This is a genomic window from Mariluticola halotolerans (genome assembly GCF_021611515.1).
Lineage (GTDB): Bacteria > Pseudomonadota > Alphaproteobacteria > Rhizobiales > Devosiaceae > Mariluticola > Mariluticola halotolerans.
The window spans coordinates 2,710,001-2,726,962 of record NZ_CP090960.1 but is presented as its reverse complement, the minus strand read 5'-3'; the positions used below and the strand labels follow the sequence as shown (position 1 = coordinate 2,726,962).

15 protein-coding genes, 1 tRNA gene and 2 rRNA genes (1 of these 18 running past the window's edge) are annotated in these 16,962 nt (G+C 57.4%); 7 read left to right on the top strand and 11 right to left on the bottom strand.

Annotation, left to right across the window (positions count from 1 at the left end; all coding sequences use genetic code 11):
* Positions 1 to 52 precede the first annotated feature (52 nt).
* Both L1P08_RS13035 and L1P08_RS13030 read right to left on the bottom strand, forming a co-directional pair.
* Positions 53 to 1,075 (bottom strand): succinylglutamate desuccinylase/aspartoacylase family protein, encoded by a 1,023-nt coding sequence (locus L1P08_RS13035; RefSeq protein ID WP_303617432.1) that lies wholly within the window; start codon positions 1,073 to 1,075, stop codon positions 53 to 55.
* Positions 1,075 to 2,115: a pyridoxal-phosphate dependent enzyme gene (locus L1P08_RS13030; protein WP_303617431.1), complete on the bottom strand. Its 1,041-nt coding sequence runs from the start codon at positions 2,113 to 2,115 to the stop codon at positions 1,075 to 1,077. The genes L1P08_RS13035 and L1P08_RS13030 overlap by 1 nt, the downstream gene beginning before the upstream one ends.
* A gap of 161 nt (positions 2,116 to 2,276) precedes the next feature.
* Here L1P08_RS13030 and L1P08_RS13025 point away from each other — a divergent pair, with 161 nt between their 5' ends.
* The 4 genes from L1P08_RS13025 (at position 2,277) to L1P08_RS13010 (ending at position 7,049) form a co-directional block, all read left to right on the top strand.
* Positions 2,277 to 2,756, top strand: a complete 480-nt coding sequence (locus L1P08_RS13025; protein ID WP_303619568.1) for a RidA family protein — start codon at positions 2,277 to 2,279, stop codon at positions 2,754 to 2,756.
* Positions 2,757 to 2,779: 23 nt separating this feature from the next.
* Complete coding sequence (locus tag L1P08_RS13020; protein WP_303617430.1) at positions 2,780 to 3,652, top strand: SIS domain-containing protein; 873 nt, start codon at positions 2,780 to 2,782, stop codon at positions 3,650 to 3,652.
* Complete coding sequence (locus L1P08_RS13015) at positions 3,649 to 5,136, top strand: M81 family metallopeptidase (RefSeq protein ID WP_303617429.1); 1,488 nt, start codon at positions 3,649 to 3,651, stop codon at positions 5,134 to 5,136. Before L1P08_RS13020 ends, L1P08_RS13015 begins: the two co-directional genes overlap by 4 nt.
* Positions 5,137 to 5,306: 170 nt before the next feature.
* Positions 5,307 to 7,049 carry a putative bifunctional diguanylate cyclase/phosphodiesterase gene (locus tag L1P08_RS13010; RefSeq protein ID WP_303617428.1) on the top strand — a complete coding sequence of 581 codons (1,743 nt, stop codon included), beginning with the start codon at positions 5,307 to 5,309 and terminating at the stop codon, positions 7,047 to 7,049.
* Positions 7,050 to 7,150: 101 nt separating this feature from the next.
* On the opposite strand, the gene L1P08_RS13005 is transcribed toward L1P08_RS13010, so the two are convergent.
* A tRNA-Met gene (locus L1P08_RS13005) sits at positions 7,151 to 7,227 on the bottom strand.
* Between the two features lie 243 nt (positions 7,228 to 7,470).
* Here L1P08_RS13005 and L1P08_RS13000 point away from each other — a divergent pair.
* From L1P08_RS13000 to L1P08_RS12990, 3 genes are all read left to right on the top strand, one after another.
* Positions 7,471 to 8,508, top strand: a complete 1,038-nt coding sequence (locus tag L1P08_RS13000) for an aldo/keto reductase (protein WP_303617427.1) — start codon at positions 7,471 to 7,473, stop codon at positions 8,506 to 8,508.
* 152 nt (positions 8,509 to 8,660) lie between these two features.
* Positions 8,661 to 9,329 (top strand): DUF599 domain-containing protein, encoded by a 669-nt coding sequence (locus L1P08_RS12995; protein ID WP_303617426.1) that lies wholly within the window; start codon positions 8,661 to 8,663, stop codon positions 9,327 to 9,329.
* Complete coding sequence (locus L1P08_RS12990; RefSeq protein ID WP_303617425.1) at positions 9,326 to 9,829, top strand: lysozyme inhibitor LprI family protein; 504 nt, start codon at positions 9,326 to 9,328, stop codon at positions 9,827 to 9,829. The genes L1P08_RS12995 and L1P08_RS12990 overlap by 4 nt, the downstream gene beginning before the upstream one ends.
* Here the strand turns inward: L1P08_RS12990 and L1P08_RS12985 are convergent.
* The 8 genes from L1P08_RS12985 to L1P08_RS12950 form a co-directional block, all read right to left on the bottom strand.
* Complete coding sequence (locus L1P08_RS12985) at positions 9,826 to 10,650, bottom strand: alpha/beta hydrolase (RefSeq protein WP_303617424.1); 825 nt, start codon at positions 10,648 to 10,650, stop codon at positions 9,826 to 9,828. The two genes, L1P08_RS12990 and L1P08_RS12985, sit on opposite strands and share 4 nt — an antisense overlap.
* Entirely contained in the window at positions 10,647 to 11,252 is a 606-nt protein-coding gene (locus tag L1P08_RS12980; RefSeq protein ID WP_303617423.1) for a nucleotidyltransferase family protein, read from the bottom strand. The genes L1P08_RS12985 and L1P08_RS12980 overlap by 4 nt, the downstream gene beginning before the upstream one ends.
* A 35-nt stretch (positions 11,253 to 11,287) precedes the next feature.
* On the bottom strand, positions 11,288 to 12,217 hold the full coding sequence (locus L1P08_RS12975; protein ID WP_303617422.1) for a pirin family protein: 930 nt from the start codon (positions 12,215 to 12,217) through the stop codon (positions 11,288 to 11,290).
* Between the two features lie 121 nt (positions 12,218 to 12,338).
* Complete coding sequence (locus L1P08_RS12970; protein WP_303617421.1) at positions 12,339 to 13,280, bottom strand: alpha/beta hydrolase; 942 nt, start codon at positions 13,278 to 13,280, stop codon at positions 12,339 to 12,341.
* 122 nt (positions 13,281 to 13,402) lie between these two features.
* A complete protein-coding gene (locus tag L1P08_RS12965; protein ID WP_303617420.1) occupies positions 13,403 to 14,014 on the bottom strand; it encodes a flavin reductase family protein in 612 nt (203 codons plus the stop codon).
* Positions 14,015 to 14,114: 100 nt separating this feature from the next.
* The gene (locus L1P08_RS12960) at positions 14,115 to 14,636 is read right to left on the bottom strand and encodes a hypothetical protein (RefSeq protein WP_303617419.1); all 522 of its coding nucleotides are present in this window, start codon (positions 14,634 to 14,636) and stop codon (positions 14,115 to 14,117) included.
* 127 nt (positions 14,637 to 14,763) lie between these two features.
* A 5S ribosomal RNA gene (gene rrf / locus L1P08_RS12955) occupies positions 14,764 to 14,879 on the bottom strand.
* A 106-nt stretch (positions 14,880 to 14,985) separates the two neighbouring features.
* Positions 14,986 to 16,962 (bottom strand): 23S ribosomal RNA (locus L1P08_RS12950) (it continues 745 nt past the right edge of the window).

Sequence of the window (16,962 nt, the reverse complement as noted above, 5' to 3'; positions counted from 1 at the left end):
AAAACAAAAAAAGGGGGCAACAGCCCCCTTTTATTTTGGTGACAAAACCCGGCTATCGCCGCAGCAAATCGGGCACTGAAACGTCTCGGGCCAGATGCAGCAGCACGTCTGCGCGCTCACACCTCACCGGAACCCGTCTGCACACAACCATACCCTCATCGGGCATAAACAGGTCTTCAGGCGCCCGCTCCAGCCTGTCTGAATTCCAAAGCCGCCCGGCAATATCCCCGGCCTCAACCATCGCGCCCAGGCTGGTTGCAGGCTCGAACATGCCCGCACCCGGCGCGCGCAGGAAAGCCCCGGGCAACACCTCCATCAGCCGTGTCGGCGATTTGGGCACACCTGCAATCATGCCCATAAAGGCGAGAATGTTAAACAGGCCCTGCCAGGCGACATCGAGGGTTTGCCGCGTCACCTGACCAGCGCCCCCCAGCTCTGTTGCCATCGCCGGCACCCCCTTCTCCAGCGCTGCCGACACAAAGGTCGCACTCGCCTCAGGCCGCGTCACCACAAAAGTATGCGGCGCGCCGAAAGCCTGCATCAGATCAAGCACCCTGTTGGCCAGCGCAGGCACGTCCGGCAGGCGGCCAAACGCACAGGGCAGATAATCGAGTGTGCTGCCCCCGCTATGAAAATCGACAACGCAGTCGGCCAGCGGCAATAATAGCCGGCTCATGCCTTCGGCCAGTTGTTCGCTGGGGCTTCCATCGGCCTTTCCGGGAAAACAACGGGCCATATTCACCCCATCCACCGGCGAGGTTCGACGCGCCGCCATTGAGGCCGGAGGGTTGGCCATCGGCACAATGACAACGCGCCCCGAAAGCTTGTTAAAATCCAGCAGATGCGCCAGACGCATCAAGGCGATCTGCCCCTCATATTCATCACCGTGAATACCCGCCACACACAATAAAGTGGGGCCGGGCCCACCCCTGACCACGGCAACGGGCACGCTGATGCGCCCATAGGCAGACCGGTCGTGCGAATAGGGCACAAACATTTCGCCGAAATGACGTCCGGTTTTTTCAAGCTCGACCTCGAGCCGGGCCGGTCCCGCAGGCGCCGCTTTGTCCGGCATTAATCCGCTTCTTTCGCAGCAAAGGCACCGGCATGGTTGAACAGCCCCGGCGTGCCGCCTGAATGCAGGAACACCACCGATTTACCTGCCAGAAGACCACCCCCAGCTTCCGCCAGCAGCGCGGCCATGCCTTTGCCTGTGTAAACAGGATCCAGCACAAGCCCTTCCAGCCGCCCCGCCACACGGACAGCCGCAATACTGGCCGGCGAGGGCATCCCGTAACCGGGCGCAATTTGATTATCCACGATATCCAGATCACCCGGCTCCAAACGCGTTGCAAACCCAAGGGCATCAGCGGCTTCATTGGCAGTGGACACAATCCAGTCGCGCAATCTTTGCTCTGGTTGCTGCGCACTCACGCCCAACACGCGGACCCGCGAACCTAAATGCTTGAAACCAAGCGCAAGCCCGCCCGCCGTCAGGCCGGATCCGCAAACCGAAATAACCACGTCCGGCGTCACGCCGACGCGTTCAAAATCCGACAAAAGCTCTGCCGCACCGGACATCCAGCCCGCCACCCCCAAGGGTGCGCTGACGCCGGTTAACTGGGCGACATATGGGGTGCGGCCTTCTTCACGATATCCTTGTGCAATCGCATCCATTTCCCCGCGAATGGCCGGATCCCACGGGTCAGTGCGCTGCGTAAAGCTGATACGGGCACCGAATATATCGTCGAGAAGCAGGTTACCCACCGGCTCGATCCCCATTTTCGCGCGCAAATGCAAATGACAGCCCAGCCCCAACTTGGCCGCTGCTCCCGCCAGGGACCGGCAGAAATTTGACTGACTGCCGGCCGTAGTGACCACGACATCGGCCTGCTGGGCCACGGCCTCAGCGAGAATGAAATCAATCTGACGCAACTTGTTGCCACCCAGCGCGTACCCGCTCATATCCTCGCGCTTGATGAATAGTGACGTCAGCCCGGCATGTTCAGCCAGACGCGGCGCGGCCTCCAGCGGGGTCGGTAGATTTGCAAGCTGAAGCCGTTGTTGACCCGTAAGCGGATCACTGATCATGCGCACGGCATGTGATGCACTCATATCAAAACCCCATATGCAAGGTGATGTCGGCCGATGAATTATCCTTCGACCATGAATATGTAGATAAATTACAAAAACTTGTTCGTCAACGTTCCAAATTGGTATATAGTTTTGACTTTCCTACACAATATTCTCTTGTCGAAAACCTACGGAACCACGCTATGCCCGCCACGAAATCCATCGAAAAGCGCCTCGAAGATATGGGGGTTATATTACCTCAAGTATCTAATAAAAAAGGGAATTACATCCCAACCAAGATTGAGGGGAACCTGCTTTTTGTCTCCGGGCAACTCTGCATGGGACAGGACGGAACCATTGCCGAAATACACAAGGGCAAGATAGGGAGCAAAGTTACGACAGAGGTCGGATATGAGGCCGCACAGCTTTGTCTGCTGCAAATTCTCGCGCAGGCGCAGGCAGCGCTTTCCAGCCTCGATCGCCTGCGATCTTGTGTCCGGCTTGGCGGGTTTGTAAATGCTGATCCTGATTTCACCACACTTGGTGCTGCAATGAACGGCGCATCGGATATGATCGTTGAGATTATGGGCGAGGCCGGGCGCCACAGCCGCACCACCATAGGCGTGGCCACTTTGCCTCTGGGTGCCTGTATCGAGGTGGAAGCTCTGTTTGCATTTGAATAGTCACAAAGGGAAGGCATAGTAGCGTGGAGGATTCACAACCCGTAGAAGAGCGCTTTTTGAGCCTGTTGGCGGCACAAAAGAGCGCGCTGTCGCCATCGGAACGGCGCGTGGCCGAATTCGTGCTCAACCAGCCCGACCAGATTATCCATATGTCCATCGCAAGGCTCGCAGAGGCCGTAGGCGTCAGCCAGCCCACTGTGTTGCGATTTGTACGTGCCATGGGTTTGTCGAGCTACCCGGAGCTGAAGCTGCGTACCGGGCAAAGCATTGTGTCAGGCACCCCTTACGTTCATAGCGATGTCAGCTTTGACGACCCACTCGGCGACGTCATCAACAAAGTGGTCGATTCCAGCATCTACGCGCTCACCGCGATGCGCAGCTCCATCGATCAGTCAGTGCTGGACAAGGTCATCGACATTCTGGCCACAGCGCCGCGCATCGACTGCTACGGCACTGGTGCCGCGCGCATTCTGGCAATGGAAGCACAACACAAGCTGATGCGGTTCGGCATTCCAGTGATCACCTATGACGACACGCATCTGCAGCGTCTGGCAGCAGCCAGCCTCCGGCCAGGTGACGTCGCGCTTTGCTTTTCCCACACAGGCATGGTGCGCGATATCGAGGCCATGGCCATAAAGGCCCGGGAATGCGGCGCTACCGTCGTCAGCATCACGCGGCCGGGCACCGCGCTTTCCGCAGCCTCAGACATCGTCTTGGGCATAGACGCACATGAGAACACAGAAATCTATGCGCCAATGATTTCGCGCATCGCCCATGCGGTGCTGCTCGATATCATCACCACCACCATCGCCCTGCGTGGCGGTTCGGCCCTGCTCGAACGGCTCCGCGCCGCCAAGAACAGCCTGATGGATTTACGCATCCTCCCGGAAAAATGAAAGCCTTGACCATGCCCGCTTCAAGGGTATTCGTGGCGTCGCTTGCCACTGAAACCAACACTTTTTCGCCTATCCGCGTCGACCGTGGGGCATTCGAGGAAGCCTTTTACGCACCACCCGGCCAGCACCCGGAAACACCAACCCTTTGTTCCGCGCCCTTTATTGCCGCGCGCCGCAGGGCTCGCGAAGAAGGCTTCACATTGATCGAGGGCACAGCCGCCTGGGCCGAGCCCGCAGGTCTGGTCGCCCGCCAGGCCTATGAATCGCTGCGCGATGAAATCCTCGAACAACTTAAACAAGCCATGCCGCTCGATATTGCTCTGTTCGGCCTGCATGGCGCCATGATCGCCGAGGGCTACGACGATTGCGAGGGCGACCTGTTAAGCCGGGCGCGCGCCATCGTCGGCGACAGCGCCATCATCGGTGTCGAACTCGATCCACATTGCCACCTGACCGACAAAATGGTCGAGGCCAGTTCAATCATCGTCACCTTCAAAGAGGTTCCCCATTCCGATTTTCTGGAACGGGGCGAAGACATGGTTGATCTCGCATTGCGTGCCGGCCGTGGCGAAATCACCCCAGATATGCAAGTGCTCGACCTGCGGGCAATCGCCAATTTCATGACAAGCCGCAGCCCCGGGCGCGAACTGGTGGACGACATGCTGGCGATGGAGGGGCAAGAGGGCCTGCTCAGCGTATCGGTGGTTCACGGCTTTCCTGCCGCCGATATTGCCGATGTTGGCACCCGCATCATCGCCATTACCGACAATGATACCGCAAAAGGCCGTCAGGTTGCCGCAGCACTCGGCAAGCGCGTTCTCGATTTCGGGTCCAACCGGATGCCATATATGCCCCCGCCAGCGGAAGCTGTCGCCAAGGCCGCTGCGGCGGATCAGGGGCCGGTTATTCTGGTCGACCGCTGGGACAATCCCGGCGGCGGCGTGGCCGGCGACAGCACATTTTTAGTCAACGCCCTGTTGAACCGGCCCGACATCCCGGCGGCGGCTGGTGCCTTATGGGATCCGGTCGCCGTCTCGTTCTGCCACGCTGCAGGGCCGGGCGCCCGGCTGAACCTGCGTTTCGGCGGCAAGGCCGCAGCCAGTTCCGGCACACCTGTAGACGCTAATATCGAAGTCATTGCCACAACAAACGATCTGGTGATCCCGTTTCAGGCCAGCTGGGTGTCACTGGGTGCCGCGGTTTCCATTCGGATCGGCAATCTGGATGTGATCCTCGCCAGCAAGCGCGCCCAAACATTTCATCCCGCCGTTTTTGAAAAACTGGGCATCGCGCTCAAGCAGAAAAAAATCGTCGCGGTGAAATCAGCCAGCCACTTCTATCCAGCTTTTGCACCCATCGCTGCCGATATCATTTATGTAAACTGTGGCGGTCCCTACCCGCCCGACCCGGCCAAAATTCCCTACAAAAACATCCGCCGCCCAATCGCCCCACTGGACGTTTCCGAACCTGTATGGATGACCTGAGCTGGTTGGGCCCGACTATTGCTGAGACAAACAAGTCCCTTTACCCAAATTTAAACATGACGGCAAAATTGCCCAAAAATTGATCAGCACAGCCGTTTCTCCCACCAATTCTTAAACACTCTATTCGATGCTTAATACGGGACGCGTCATGTAAGCGAATGGTATTAGTTATGAATTCTGGATCGACGCAGCAACCGGTAACGGCAACTGTCGGCGAGATCGACGCCCTCGAGACATTGATCAACAATCTCCCCTTCGGTGCGGGACTGGTGTCGATGGAAGGTCGCTTGCTGGCCCACAATCTTGAGTTCGGGCGCATCTACGGGATGGACCACACACCCCCACCAGGTGCGGGTGCTGACCAGTTTGGCCCCTCGGACCTCACGATTTGGGAAATTCTCGATTTAGGTCATTTTGATCATTTGTTCGATGATGCGCGAAAGGTATTCGAAGACACATTCGCAGCGCTCGCCCGCGGTGAGGAATTTCGCAAGAACATTGAAGTGCAAGGTCGGCTGATCGAGATTCTCGACAGGCCGATTGGCAATGGACTTATAGTGACCACCCATGCCGATATCACCGACCGGAAGCGGGCGGAGCAGCAGGTGGAATATCTGGCCTGGCACGATCCGCTGACGGGCTTGCCCAACCGGGCCGCTTTCTCCAACCGGCTCAATAATGTTATGGAAGAGGCGCGCATTCTGGGCACGTCGTTTTGCGTAATCTCTGTGGATCTCGACCGCTTCAAAGACGTCAACGACGTGTTTGGCCACGGTTCCGGCGATGCCCTTCTCAAAGAGATCGGGCGGCGCTTTGCAAATTTTGCCAAAGACTGCTTTGTCGCCCGGCTCGGAGGCGATGAGTTCGTGTTCCTGTGCGACTATCATGCAGGAATCGGAGAAATGGCGGAAACGCTGCTGCAGGAGGCAGGCACCGAGGTTGAAATCAACGGCAACCGCATATTGGTCAATCTCAGCGCCGGCATTGCCGTCTACCCTGAAAACGGTGCCGACGTTGAGGCATTGCTCAACGCCTCGGATGCAGCCCTTTATCGGGCCAAGGAAGAAGGGCGGGCCACCTATCGGTTCTTCGAACCGGAAATGGACAAGCGCATCCATAATCGCCGGCGTCTGGCGCAGGATCTGCGCGTCGCCTTGTCCCGTGGGGAGTTGTCACTGCACTACCAGCCCCAGTCCACGGTGGATGGCGAAATCACAGGGTTTGAAGCGCTTCTGCGCTGGCAGCACCCCGAACACGGCGCCATTTCCCCGGTCGAATTCATTCCGGTCGCCGAGGAAAGCGGCTTGATCGTGGATATTGGCGCCTGGGCGCTGAAAACCGCATGCGCGGAAGCGACACAATGGGACGAAAAATACGCCATTGCCGTCAACCTGTCCCCGTTACAGTTCCGGCACGGCGATCTGCCTGCCCTTCTCAGCGAAATCTTGCTGGAGACGGATCTCGATCCAAACCGGCTTGAAATCGAAATTACCGAAGGTGTTCTTGTGCACGATTTCCCGCGGGCACTCGATATTCTAAACCGCATCAAGCAAATGGGCGTCCGGATTGCGATGGACGATTTCGGCACCGGATATTCATCCCTGAGCTACCTGCAATCCTTCCCCTTCGACAAACTCAAGATCGACCGCTCATTCATCGGTAGAATCGGAGAGGACCAGCACGCCCGCGAGATTGTACGCGCAGTCATTGGGCTGGGGCGCGGACTGAACATGCCTATCGTGGCGGAAGGTGTGGAAACGCGGGAACAGCTGGACTTCCTGACCGCAGAAAAATGCTTCGGCATTCAGGGTTTCCTGCTGGGACGCCCGGAAGTGCGCGCCAACACTTTGGCAAAGTTCGAGAACGACGAAGACGCATCCGACAAGGCACGCCAGCGGACCGGAAACACCTGAACGCGGACATGCACCGCGCTCACGCTGACGCGCAATAAACGCGGCTGAAAACACGGACCAAATGCGATCCGGCATCCATAAATTTTGCGGAAACTGGATTTTGGTTGCGGGGGCAGGATTTGAACCTGCGACCTTCAGGTTATGAGCCTGACGAGCTACCGGGCTGCTCCACCCCGCGCCAAAAACATCTGCAGGAACCGAAAAGCTCCAGCATTGGGTCAGTCATCTCTTTAGGGGACTGGCCTCGCACCAGTGCGGTGCAGGACGCCTATATAGGGGGTCGGAATGGACTTGTGAAGTCCTAATCCGGATCAAAGTGACAGTTTTTTGAAATCTCCACTTTCCGCAGGCGCTTAACCTTGCCATGCCCCCCGCCGAACCCTAGGGTTCGCGCGCTTTCGTTGTATGAGGAACTCCCGCCATGAAAAAGAACAAGCTCGGCCGCACCGACGTCGAAGTCACCGAAATATGCCTTGGCACCATGACATGGGGTCAACAGAATTCAGAAGCCGAAGCCCATGCGCAGATCGACTATGCGCTTGAACAGGGTGTCAATTTCATGGACACCGCCGAAATGTACGCCGTCCCGCCAACCGCTGAAACCTATGGCAAGACCGAGGAATATATCGGTTCATGGTTCAAGAATACCGGCAAGCGCGACCAGTGGATCCTCGCCAGCAAAATGGCCGGCCCCGGCCGCCCCTGGGTGCGCGACGGCGCGCGCCCCACAATCGCCACCATGCGCGAAGCGGTTGAGAACAGCCTCAAGCGCCTGCAGACCGACTATATCGATTTGTACCAGATTCACTGGCCCACGCGCGGGCACTATCATTTTGAGAATTACTGGGATTACGATGCCAACACCCAGGATCGGGAGACAGCTGTCGAGCAGCTCCAGGAAATTCTGGAAGGGGCGGACACCTTGATCAAGGAAGGCAAGATCCGTCATCTCGGCCTTTCCAACGAGACGGCCTGGGGCATCATGAAATATCTCAGCCTGTCCGAAACCCATGGTCTGCCGCGCGTCGTCTCGGTGCAGAACGAATATTCGCTGCTGCGCCGCCTCTATGATCATGATCTGGCCGAACTCACCCACCACGAGGACGTTGGCCTGCTCGCCTATTCCCCCCTCGCCGCCGGCGTCATCAGCGGCAAATATCTTGGCGGCGCGCTGCCCGAGGGTACACGCGGTGCCTGGACTGGTGGCATTTATCGCCACAACGAGTTCTCCGAACCGGCCATCCGCTGCTATATGAACCTGGCCCGTGACCATGGGCTTGATGTCTGCCAGATGGCACTGGCCTTCGCGCTGTCGCGCCCCTTCATGACCTCGGTCATCATCGGCGCCACCTCGATGGAGCAACTCAAGTCCGATATCGGTGCCGCCGATATCACCCTTGATGAACAGGCCCTGCGCGGCATTGCCTCGCTCCACCGGCGTTTTCCACGCACGGTCTGATGCAATAATAAAGCCTGCTGCAACCCCACATGCATCAGGCTTTTCCTGCGCCTGCCGCCGCAAAGACACTGCGTAACCCCAGCCACCCGTTTGACTTGGCCAGCGCCAGAGTTAGAAATGGTGCACGATTGATCCAATATGGATGGCATCTAATGGCACTGGGCGGCTCACTGTTTCCACTGATCTGTTTCTTTCTCTACGGGCTTCTGGCCGCCCGTATCGAGGTCGTGCGCCCCTCACTATCGATGATCATGAGTGTGCAGCGCCGCCGCTGGGTGGAGAACGCGGTTCACCGCGACACGCCTCTCGATGCCATTCTGTCAGGCAATCTGATGAGTTCGGTTTCGTTTTTCGCCTCAACCACCGTTCTGCTTATCCTGGCCATGTTCGCCGTGTTCGGCCAGATAGACGCGGTTCTCAACGCTGTCACCATCATCCAGCCCGACCAGATCATTTCCCGCGGCGATATCGAACGGCACCTCATCATTGTGCTCGCGTTGTTCGTTCTGGCCTTTCTCTCGTTCACCTTGTCCCTGCGCCAGTTCAATCATTTCTGCATCATGCTCGGCGCCGCCGACCACACCGAAAATCCAGACCCCGCCGAAATCCGGGTCATCACAGCGCTCAACACTTTGGGTGCCCGCAATTTCAATCAGGGCATTCGGGCCTATTATTTCGCCATCGGCATGGTGGCCTGGTTCATCTCGCCAATCGCGGCCATTGGGGCCACCATTGTGATTTTCGCCTCTATTCTCTACCGGGAATTTTTCTCATCAGCCCGCAATCTCGTCGCGGGCCTGAAAGAAGGACCATCAAAATGAAACACGTTCTTGCCCTCGCTATTGCGCTGACCATCACCACACCGGTCACTGCCGCTGAACCCGCCTATTCGCCTGAGGACGCTGAGCACCTGCAAAACTGTTTCGAGGCGGTCACCGATATCAATCTGGATCAGGACGACCCCGCAACACCCCGCTATCGCGAGTGCATCGGTGTGGCATCCGCTGCCTGCCAGGAAGAACCGGATGGCCAGACCACCATGGGCATGGCCAGCTGCACAATGCGCGAAACCGCATGGTGGGATGAAATGCTCAACCACAATTATACGACCCTTGAGGACGCGCTCGATGCGGAAACCTTTGCGGCCTTGCGCACAGCCCAACGGGCATGGATGGATTTCCGGGATGCCGAATGCGGTTTCCAGTACACCTATTGGCAGGAAGGCACGATCCGTTCGCTCTATGCCAGCAGCTGCCAGTTGCAAATGACAGCCGAGCGCGCCCTGGCGCTTGACGCGGTCATCGAATGGACCAGCCTCTAACTGAATTCCCCGGCACTGGTCTTGGCGCGCAGGAAAGCAACAACGTCGCGATAAACCGGCGCCCGCCAGCGCAAGGCCGGAAACAGCGACAGCAATGGCCCCGGATGCGCCAGATTGTCATAATGGCGCTCCGTCACCTCACCCCCCGCTTGCCGCAGGCTTTTGCCCAGCGCAATTGTATTGCGCGGCAGGCAGGTCTTGTCGCGGCTCCCGTGCCCCAGAAACACCGGCACCGGTTTGGGCGGCACCACATTGATCGGCTGGGTCAAAAGCGGCTCTGGTGCCACAGAGAACGCCGCAATGCTGGCAGGCACATCAAACGGATAAAAGTCATACGGCCCGGAAAGACCAACAATCCCGCGCAAACGCTCACCAAGCGCCGGCGCGCCAAAGCGCCCACCGTCCAGCCCCAGCATCACCGCATTATAAGCCCCGGCGGAATGCCCCATCAAAAAGATCTGCGCCGGATCGCCACCATAGCTGGCCACCGTGTCGAGCACCCAGGAAAGCGCCAATGCGCCATCTTCCAGAAACCCCGGATAGCGCACCTCGGGCAGCACCCTGTAATCCGCTACCACGGCCACAAATCCCGCCGCAGCCATGGCATGCCCGGCAAACTGATATTCGGCCTTGTCGCCACTGTCCCAGCCACCGCCATAGATAAAAAACACCACCGGCCGAGGCAGGTCGTGCGCCTTGGGCGCATAAATATCCAGCCGGTGCCGCGCCTTTGGGCCATAGGCAATATCTGCGGCAAGCTTTTGGGTGCCGCCATCTCTGGGCATCAGCAAATCAAGCCAGCCAAGCGCCGAACGGGTCATTCCCAGGGCTCCACAACAAGTTCAGGCCATGCCGCCTTGGCGCGTACACCCTTGGCTTCATATGCACCGCGATTGGCATTGACCGGATTGGGCAATATCCGAAAGCCGAAAATCGGCTCCAGCCCGAACGGCGCATAGATATCAAGCTGGTCATCGGCCATCAGCCGCACCCCAACCGCATGGGTTTTGGCCGCAAACCCGTCAATGGAATGGCGCGACGATTTCAAGGGGCTGAGCGGCAGGCCAAAATGATCCTTGAACCACAAATGCACCCGCGCCTGATTGCGGATTTCCACCGGCACCGGCATATCGGCAAATAGCGGCGCCGCCCGACGGATCACCACATCCTCAGCGTCATAGCTCAGATCAGTGGCATCGAAATAGAAGATATCGATATCCTTGACCGCATGCATGGGAGCCCGGTTGGTCAGCCGGTTCCACACATTATTGTAAATGGCCCCCGAAACCACCCAGGAATCCGGCAGCTCAAGATCACGCAAAATCCGCAACGCGCCCGTGAGCACGGGATCATCGCTAATCATCTCCGCCAATATGGCGCGCTGTTCTGTGGCGGTCAGGCCGCTATATCTCAAATGGTCCATGCTCAGGAATCTATACGATTCCTGAGCAGATTGGATCACTCACCACGCCAGCCTGCAGCGCTTTCCTTGATGAAATTGCCCGATTGCAGTTCGCTGACCGCCTGCATGAGCTCGGCGCGCGTGTTCATTACAATCGGACCATGCCAGGCCACAGGCTCCTTCAGCGGTTTGCCAGAAACCAGCAAAAACCGCACACCATGGTCTCCGGCCTGAATGGTCACCTCATCGCCGGTATCGAAATAGATCAGCGTGCGGTCCCCGGACATGTCCCGGATATGCACTTCCTGCCCATCCACTTCCTTCTCGGTCAAAATCCCCACCGGGTTTGACGCATCGCGGAACGATCCCGATCCCTCAAACACATAGGCAAAGGCATTGCGTGACGTATCCACCTTGAAAACCTTGCGCACACCCGGTGGCACCGAGATGTCGAGATATTGCGGATCAGCGGCGATCCCGTCGACCGGCCCCTTCTTGCCCCAGAACGAACCAACAACCACGCGCACAACGGTGCCGTCATCATCGATGATCTCGGGAATATCCTTGCCCTCGATATCCTGATAGCGCGGTGAGGTCATCTTCATTGAGGCGGGCAAATTGGCCCAGAGCTGAAACCCGTGCATCTGCCCCTTCTCGTTCCCCTTGGGCATTTCTTGATGCATGATCCCCGAACCGGCAGTCATCCATTGCACATCACCTGCGCCCAGCGTGCCGGTATTCCCAAGGCTGTCGCCATGATCCACCGAGCCGGACAGCACATAGGTGATCGTCTCGATGCCGCGATGCGGGTGCCAGGGAAATCCCTTCAGATAATCCTCGGGGTTCTCGTTGCGGAAATCATCAAACAGCAGAAAGGGGTCAAGCTCGCCGGGATTATGAAACCCGAAAGCGCGATGCAGTTTCACCCCGGCGCCCTCAAGCGTCGGCTGCGCGGCAACAGTGTTTTTAACCGGACGGATCGACATATCAGCCTCCTGACAAGCAAGGCGCAATGGCGCGCCTCATTATCTATGATATGGCGCACAGCCTCGTCTGATTAAGCCCCTGCAATCGAACAGCCTGTTCCATCAATCACGCTGCCACAGTCTATTCAACGCTGGCTTTGATCGGTTTGACAAGGTCAACCGGCCCAAAGCTCTCCGGATCAAACGCGCCTTCCGCTTTCAGAAAGTCGACCACATCGTCCAGAACCGGCGAACGCCAGCGCCATACTGTCGAGAGCGCTGTCACCACCTCCATATGCCCCAGACTGTCATAAACCTTGGCCACGATCGCCCGATTGTCGGTCAGCAGCTTTTTCTGCATGCGTACGGTATTCTCGACATTGACGATCAGGTCATTGCTGCCATGCCCCAAAAACATCGGCACGGTCTCAACCGTCGGCAGGTTGATCGGCTGGGTCATTTGCGGATTATCGACATTGCCGAACGCATCCTGCAATTCCTTGAATTCGAACGGATAAACCGCATAGGGCCCAGCCAGTCCGACCACGCCGCGTATCGGAATGCTCACCCCGGCATCGCGCAGATAGGCCCGGTCCATGCCCAGCATCACCGCATTATAGGCACCGGCCGAATGCCCCATCAGATAGACCCGTTGCGGATCGCCGCCATAACGGGAAATATTATCCTCGACCCATTTCACCGCCACCGCATTATCGCTGAGAAATTCGGGATATTGCACCTCGGGCACCAGCCGGTAATCGGGAATAACGGTTACAAACCCACGGGCCGCCAGCGCGTGCCCGGCAAACGGATAATCGGCTTTGGTCCCCTGTTTCCAGGCCCCGCCATAGAGAAAAATGACTACAGGCGCCGATTTCTCAAGACTGTTCTCCGGCGCATAGACATCGAGCTTGTGGCGTTCAAGCGGTCCGTAAACAATATCCTGGCCCAGCGTTGTCACTCCGCCATCCATCGTGCCCGGCACGTTGAACGGATCCATGAGCGACAGGGCAGAAGCCGGCAGCACACTTGCAAATGAAGTGAAAATCAGGGCGGCGAGCAACGCCGCGTGGCGCGTGATCAATAACATAACAATCCCGGTAGGTTTGGCCTTCGAGCCTGTCACTTGCCCGACGATCAGGTGTTTTTTATGGCAATACCGATAAAAAAAAGCGCCGGGGCGGGAAAATCGGTTGTGCAACCAGGTCAGAATTTTGGGCGTGTCATGGAGAACAGGTTGTCCACCCTGGAGAAACTGAAATAGCCAAGCCGCGACACCGCCGCCAGCGCCGTCTCATCCACCAACCCGTCTTTAAGGAATGCCGTATCGATATGGATACGCACCACCTCACCGAGCACCAGATAGCATTCAGCCTTGGTGCCGGCGGTATCCTGCAGCTGTTTGATTTCAATCAGCTTGCATTCCATGGCCGCGGGCGCGCCCGCAACACGCGGCGGGGCCACAATGTCAGACGCGATCGCCGCAAGCCCCACCTCGTCCATTTCGCTGATCCCGTGCGGATAATTGCCGCTGGTCTGGTTCATCACAGACGCGAGCGCACCGCCCACGACATTATGGACGAATTCCCCGGTCGCCTCGATATTGTTAAGGCTGTCCTTGCGTCCATAGGAACAGAACCCGATGATCGGCGGCAGTTCACAAAAGGCATTGAAAAACGAATAGGGCGCAAGGTTCACAGCCCCCGTCGCCGAGACCGACGAGATCCAGCCGATCGGCCGTGGCGCAATCAGCGCCTTGAAAGGACTATGCTTGAGCCCGTGTCCGTCTTGCGGCGAATAGGAATGAAATTTGGCCACGGGCATGCCTCTTCTGAAAGCGTAAACGATCAGAAAGGGGTAACGCCCTGACCGCCTCTGTCAAGCAAAGTCCAACAGAACCCGTTAAAGGCAGCAGCGATTATCGCCCGCCCGCAACCCGGTCCCGCAAGCCTTGCAAAAACCCGGCAACCGCCTTCGGCAGCGGCCCACGCTCATAGGCGTGAAGCATCTCCTCCGACCATCCCTCATCCGGCCAGAGCGTTGATTGCAGGTCCCGCAGTGTTGCGGCCTGTTGGGTAGAAAGCGGCAGGTCGCGCGCCAGTTGCAGCAATTCCAGCGCCTCATACACCCGCCGCATCACCCGGAACGCTTCGAACATCCTGGGGGCCAGCGCCGGGTGATCGCGCCAGGATTGTCCTTTAAAAATATGCTGCACCACATATTGGCCGGCCCCCAGGCAGTCAAACTGCACACAGCCGCCAAAACCGCGTTCATTCAGCGTCGCATGAATACCGCAGGAATGATCTAACTTGAGGTTCGGGCACGGCGTTGCCGCCGGCTTGTCGATGGCAAAGCGCGAGGAGCGGTCAAATGCCGGGGCCACACAACAAAGGGCGGCACATTGCGCGCAATTGGCCTTCAACTCTGGCAAGAATACCATGGCGATCCCTTGTTGGATGTTTCGTCCGGGCGGTTCGGGTTCATTCAAACGCAAAAACGCCCCGACCGTTACCGGCAGGGGCGTTTTTGTGTTTCAAGCAGTATTGAGACTTAATTGCTTTTGGCAGACCTGGCAGCGACCTACTCTCCCGTGCCTTAAGACAAAGTACCATCGGCGCTGAAGCATTTAACGGTCGAGTTCGGAATGGGATCGGGTTCTGGGCGCTTCGCAATAGCCACCAGGTCGGCGAAAAGCAATTAAGGTGAATTCTGGCGTGCACATCCCTTTCAACCAAGAAGGGAGTGTAATTTGATCTAATGTCGATCGTTACGGACATTGATTAATGAGAACGATCAAGTCAATCGAGCTATTAGTACTGGTCAGCTTCATGCCTTGCGGCACTTCCACATCCAGCCTATCAACGTGGTGGTCTTCCACGGCTCTCAAGGGAATACTAGTTTTGAAGGAGGCTTCCCGCTTAGATGCTTTCAGCGGTTATCCCGTCCGAACGTAGCTACCCTGCAATGCGGCTGGCGCCACAACAGGTCCACCAGAGGTTCGTCCACCCCGGTCCTCTCGTACTAGGGGCAGCTCTTCTCAATATTCCAACACCCACGGCAGATAGGGACCGAACTGTCTCACGACGTTCTAAACCCAGCTCACGTACCACTTTAAACGGCGAACAGCCGTACCCTTGGGACCTGCTCCAGCCCCAGGATGTGATGAGCCGACATCGAGGTGCCAAACAATGCCGTCGATATGGACTCTTGGGCATCATCAGCCTGTTATCCCCGGCGTACCTTTTATCCGTTGAGCGATGGCCCTTCCACACGGGACCACCGGATCACTATGACCGACTTTCGTCTCTGCTCGACTTGTCAGTCTCGCAGTCAGGCGGGCTTATGCCATTGCACTCGACGACCGATTTCCGACCGGTCTGAGCCCACCATCGCGCGCCTCCGTTACTCTTTGGGAGGCGACCGCCCCAGTCAAACTACCCACCATGCGCTGTCCCGGGTGCTGTTACACCGCGGTTAGACATCCATGTCGATAAGGGTGGTATCTCATATTGCGGCTCCACACGAACTAGCGTCCTTGCTTCAAAGCCTACCACCTATTCTGCACATGCCGACACGAATGCCAGCGCAAAGCTATAGTAAAGGTGCACGGGGTCTTTCCGTCTAACCGCAGGAACCCCGCATCTTCACGGGGAATTCAATTTCGCTGAGTCTATGCTGGAGACAGTGGGGAAGTCGTTACGCCATTCGTGCAGGTCGGAACTTACCCGACAAGGAATTTCGCTACCTTAGGACCGTTATAGTTACGGCCGCCGTTTACCGGGGCTTCAATTCAAGGCTTGCACCTCTCCTTTTAACCTTCCGGCACCGGGCAGGCGTCAGACCCTATACGTCGCTTTACAGCTTCGCAGAGCCCTGTGTTTTTAGTAAACAGTCGCCACCCCCTCTTTTGTGACACCACATAATAGTTGCCTACTACATGGTCACGCTTATCCCGAAGTTACGCGTGCAATTTGCCGAGTTCCTTCAGCATAGTTCTCTCAAGCGCCTTAGTATGCTCTACCTGTCCACCTGTGTCGGTTTAGGGTACGGTCTATGTTGGTGGAGCTATTTCCTGGAACCTGCTCATCGCCTCCCCAATCCAATAAGGGGAAACAAATCTACAGATCCGTCACTACCACCAGGCCCACGAATATTAACGTGGTTCCCATCGTCTACGCATTTCTGCCTCGACTTAGGGGCCGGCTAACCCTGCGCTGATTAGCATTGCGCAGGAACCCTTGGACTTTCGGCGAGGGTGTCTCTCACACCCTTTGTCGCTACTCATGTCATCATTCGCACTTCCGATACCTCCAGGAGCTCTCACGAGTCTCCCTTCACAGGCTTACGGAACGCTCCGCTACCGCTTGCAACAAAGTTGCAAACCCTAAGCTTCGGTGCATGGTTTGAGCCCCGTTACATTTTCGCCGCAAGATCGCTTGACCAGTGAGCTGTTACGCTATCTTTAAAGGATGGCTGCTTCTAAGCCAACCTCCTGGTTGTCTAAGCAATCTCACATGCTTTCCCACTTAACCATGACTTGGGGACCTTAGCTGTAGGTCAGGGCTGTTTCCCTTTCCACGACGGACCTTAGCACCCGCCGTGTGTCTGCCAGATAGTACTCTTGGGTATTCGGAGTTTGGTTAGGTTTGGTAAGTCGGTGAGACCCCCTAGCCCATCCAGTGCTCTACCCCCCAAGGTATTCGTCTGACGCTCTACCTAAATAGATTTCGCGGAGAACCAGCTATTTCCGAGTTTGATTGGCCTTT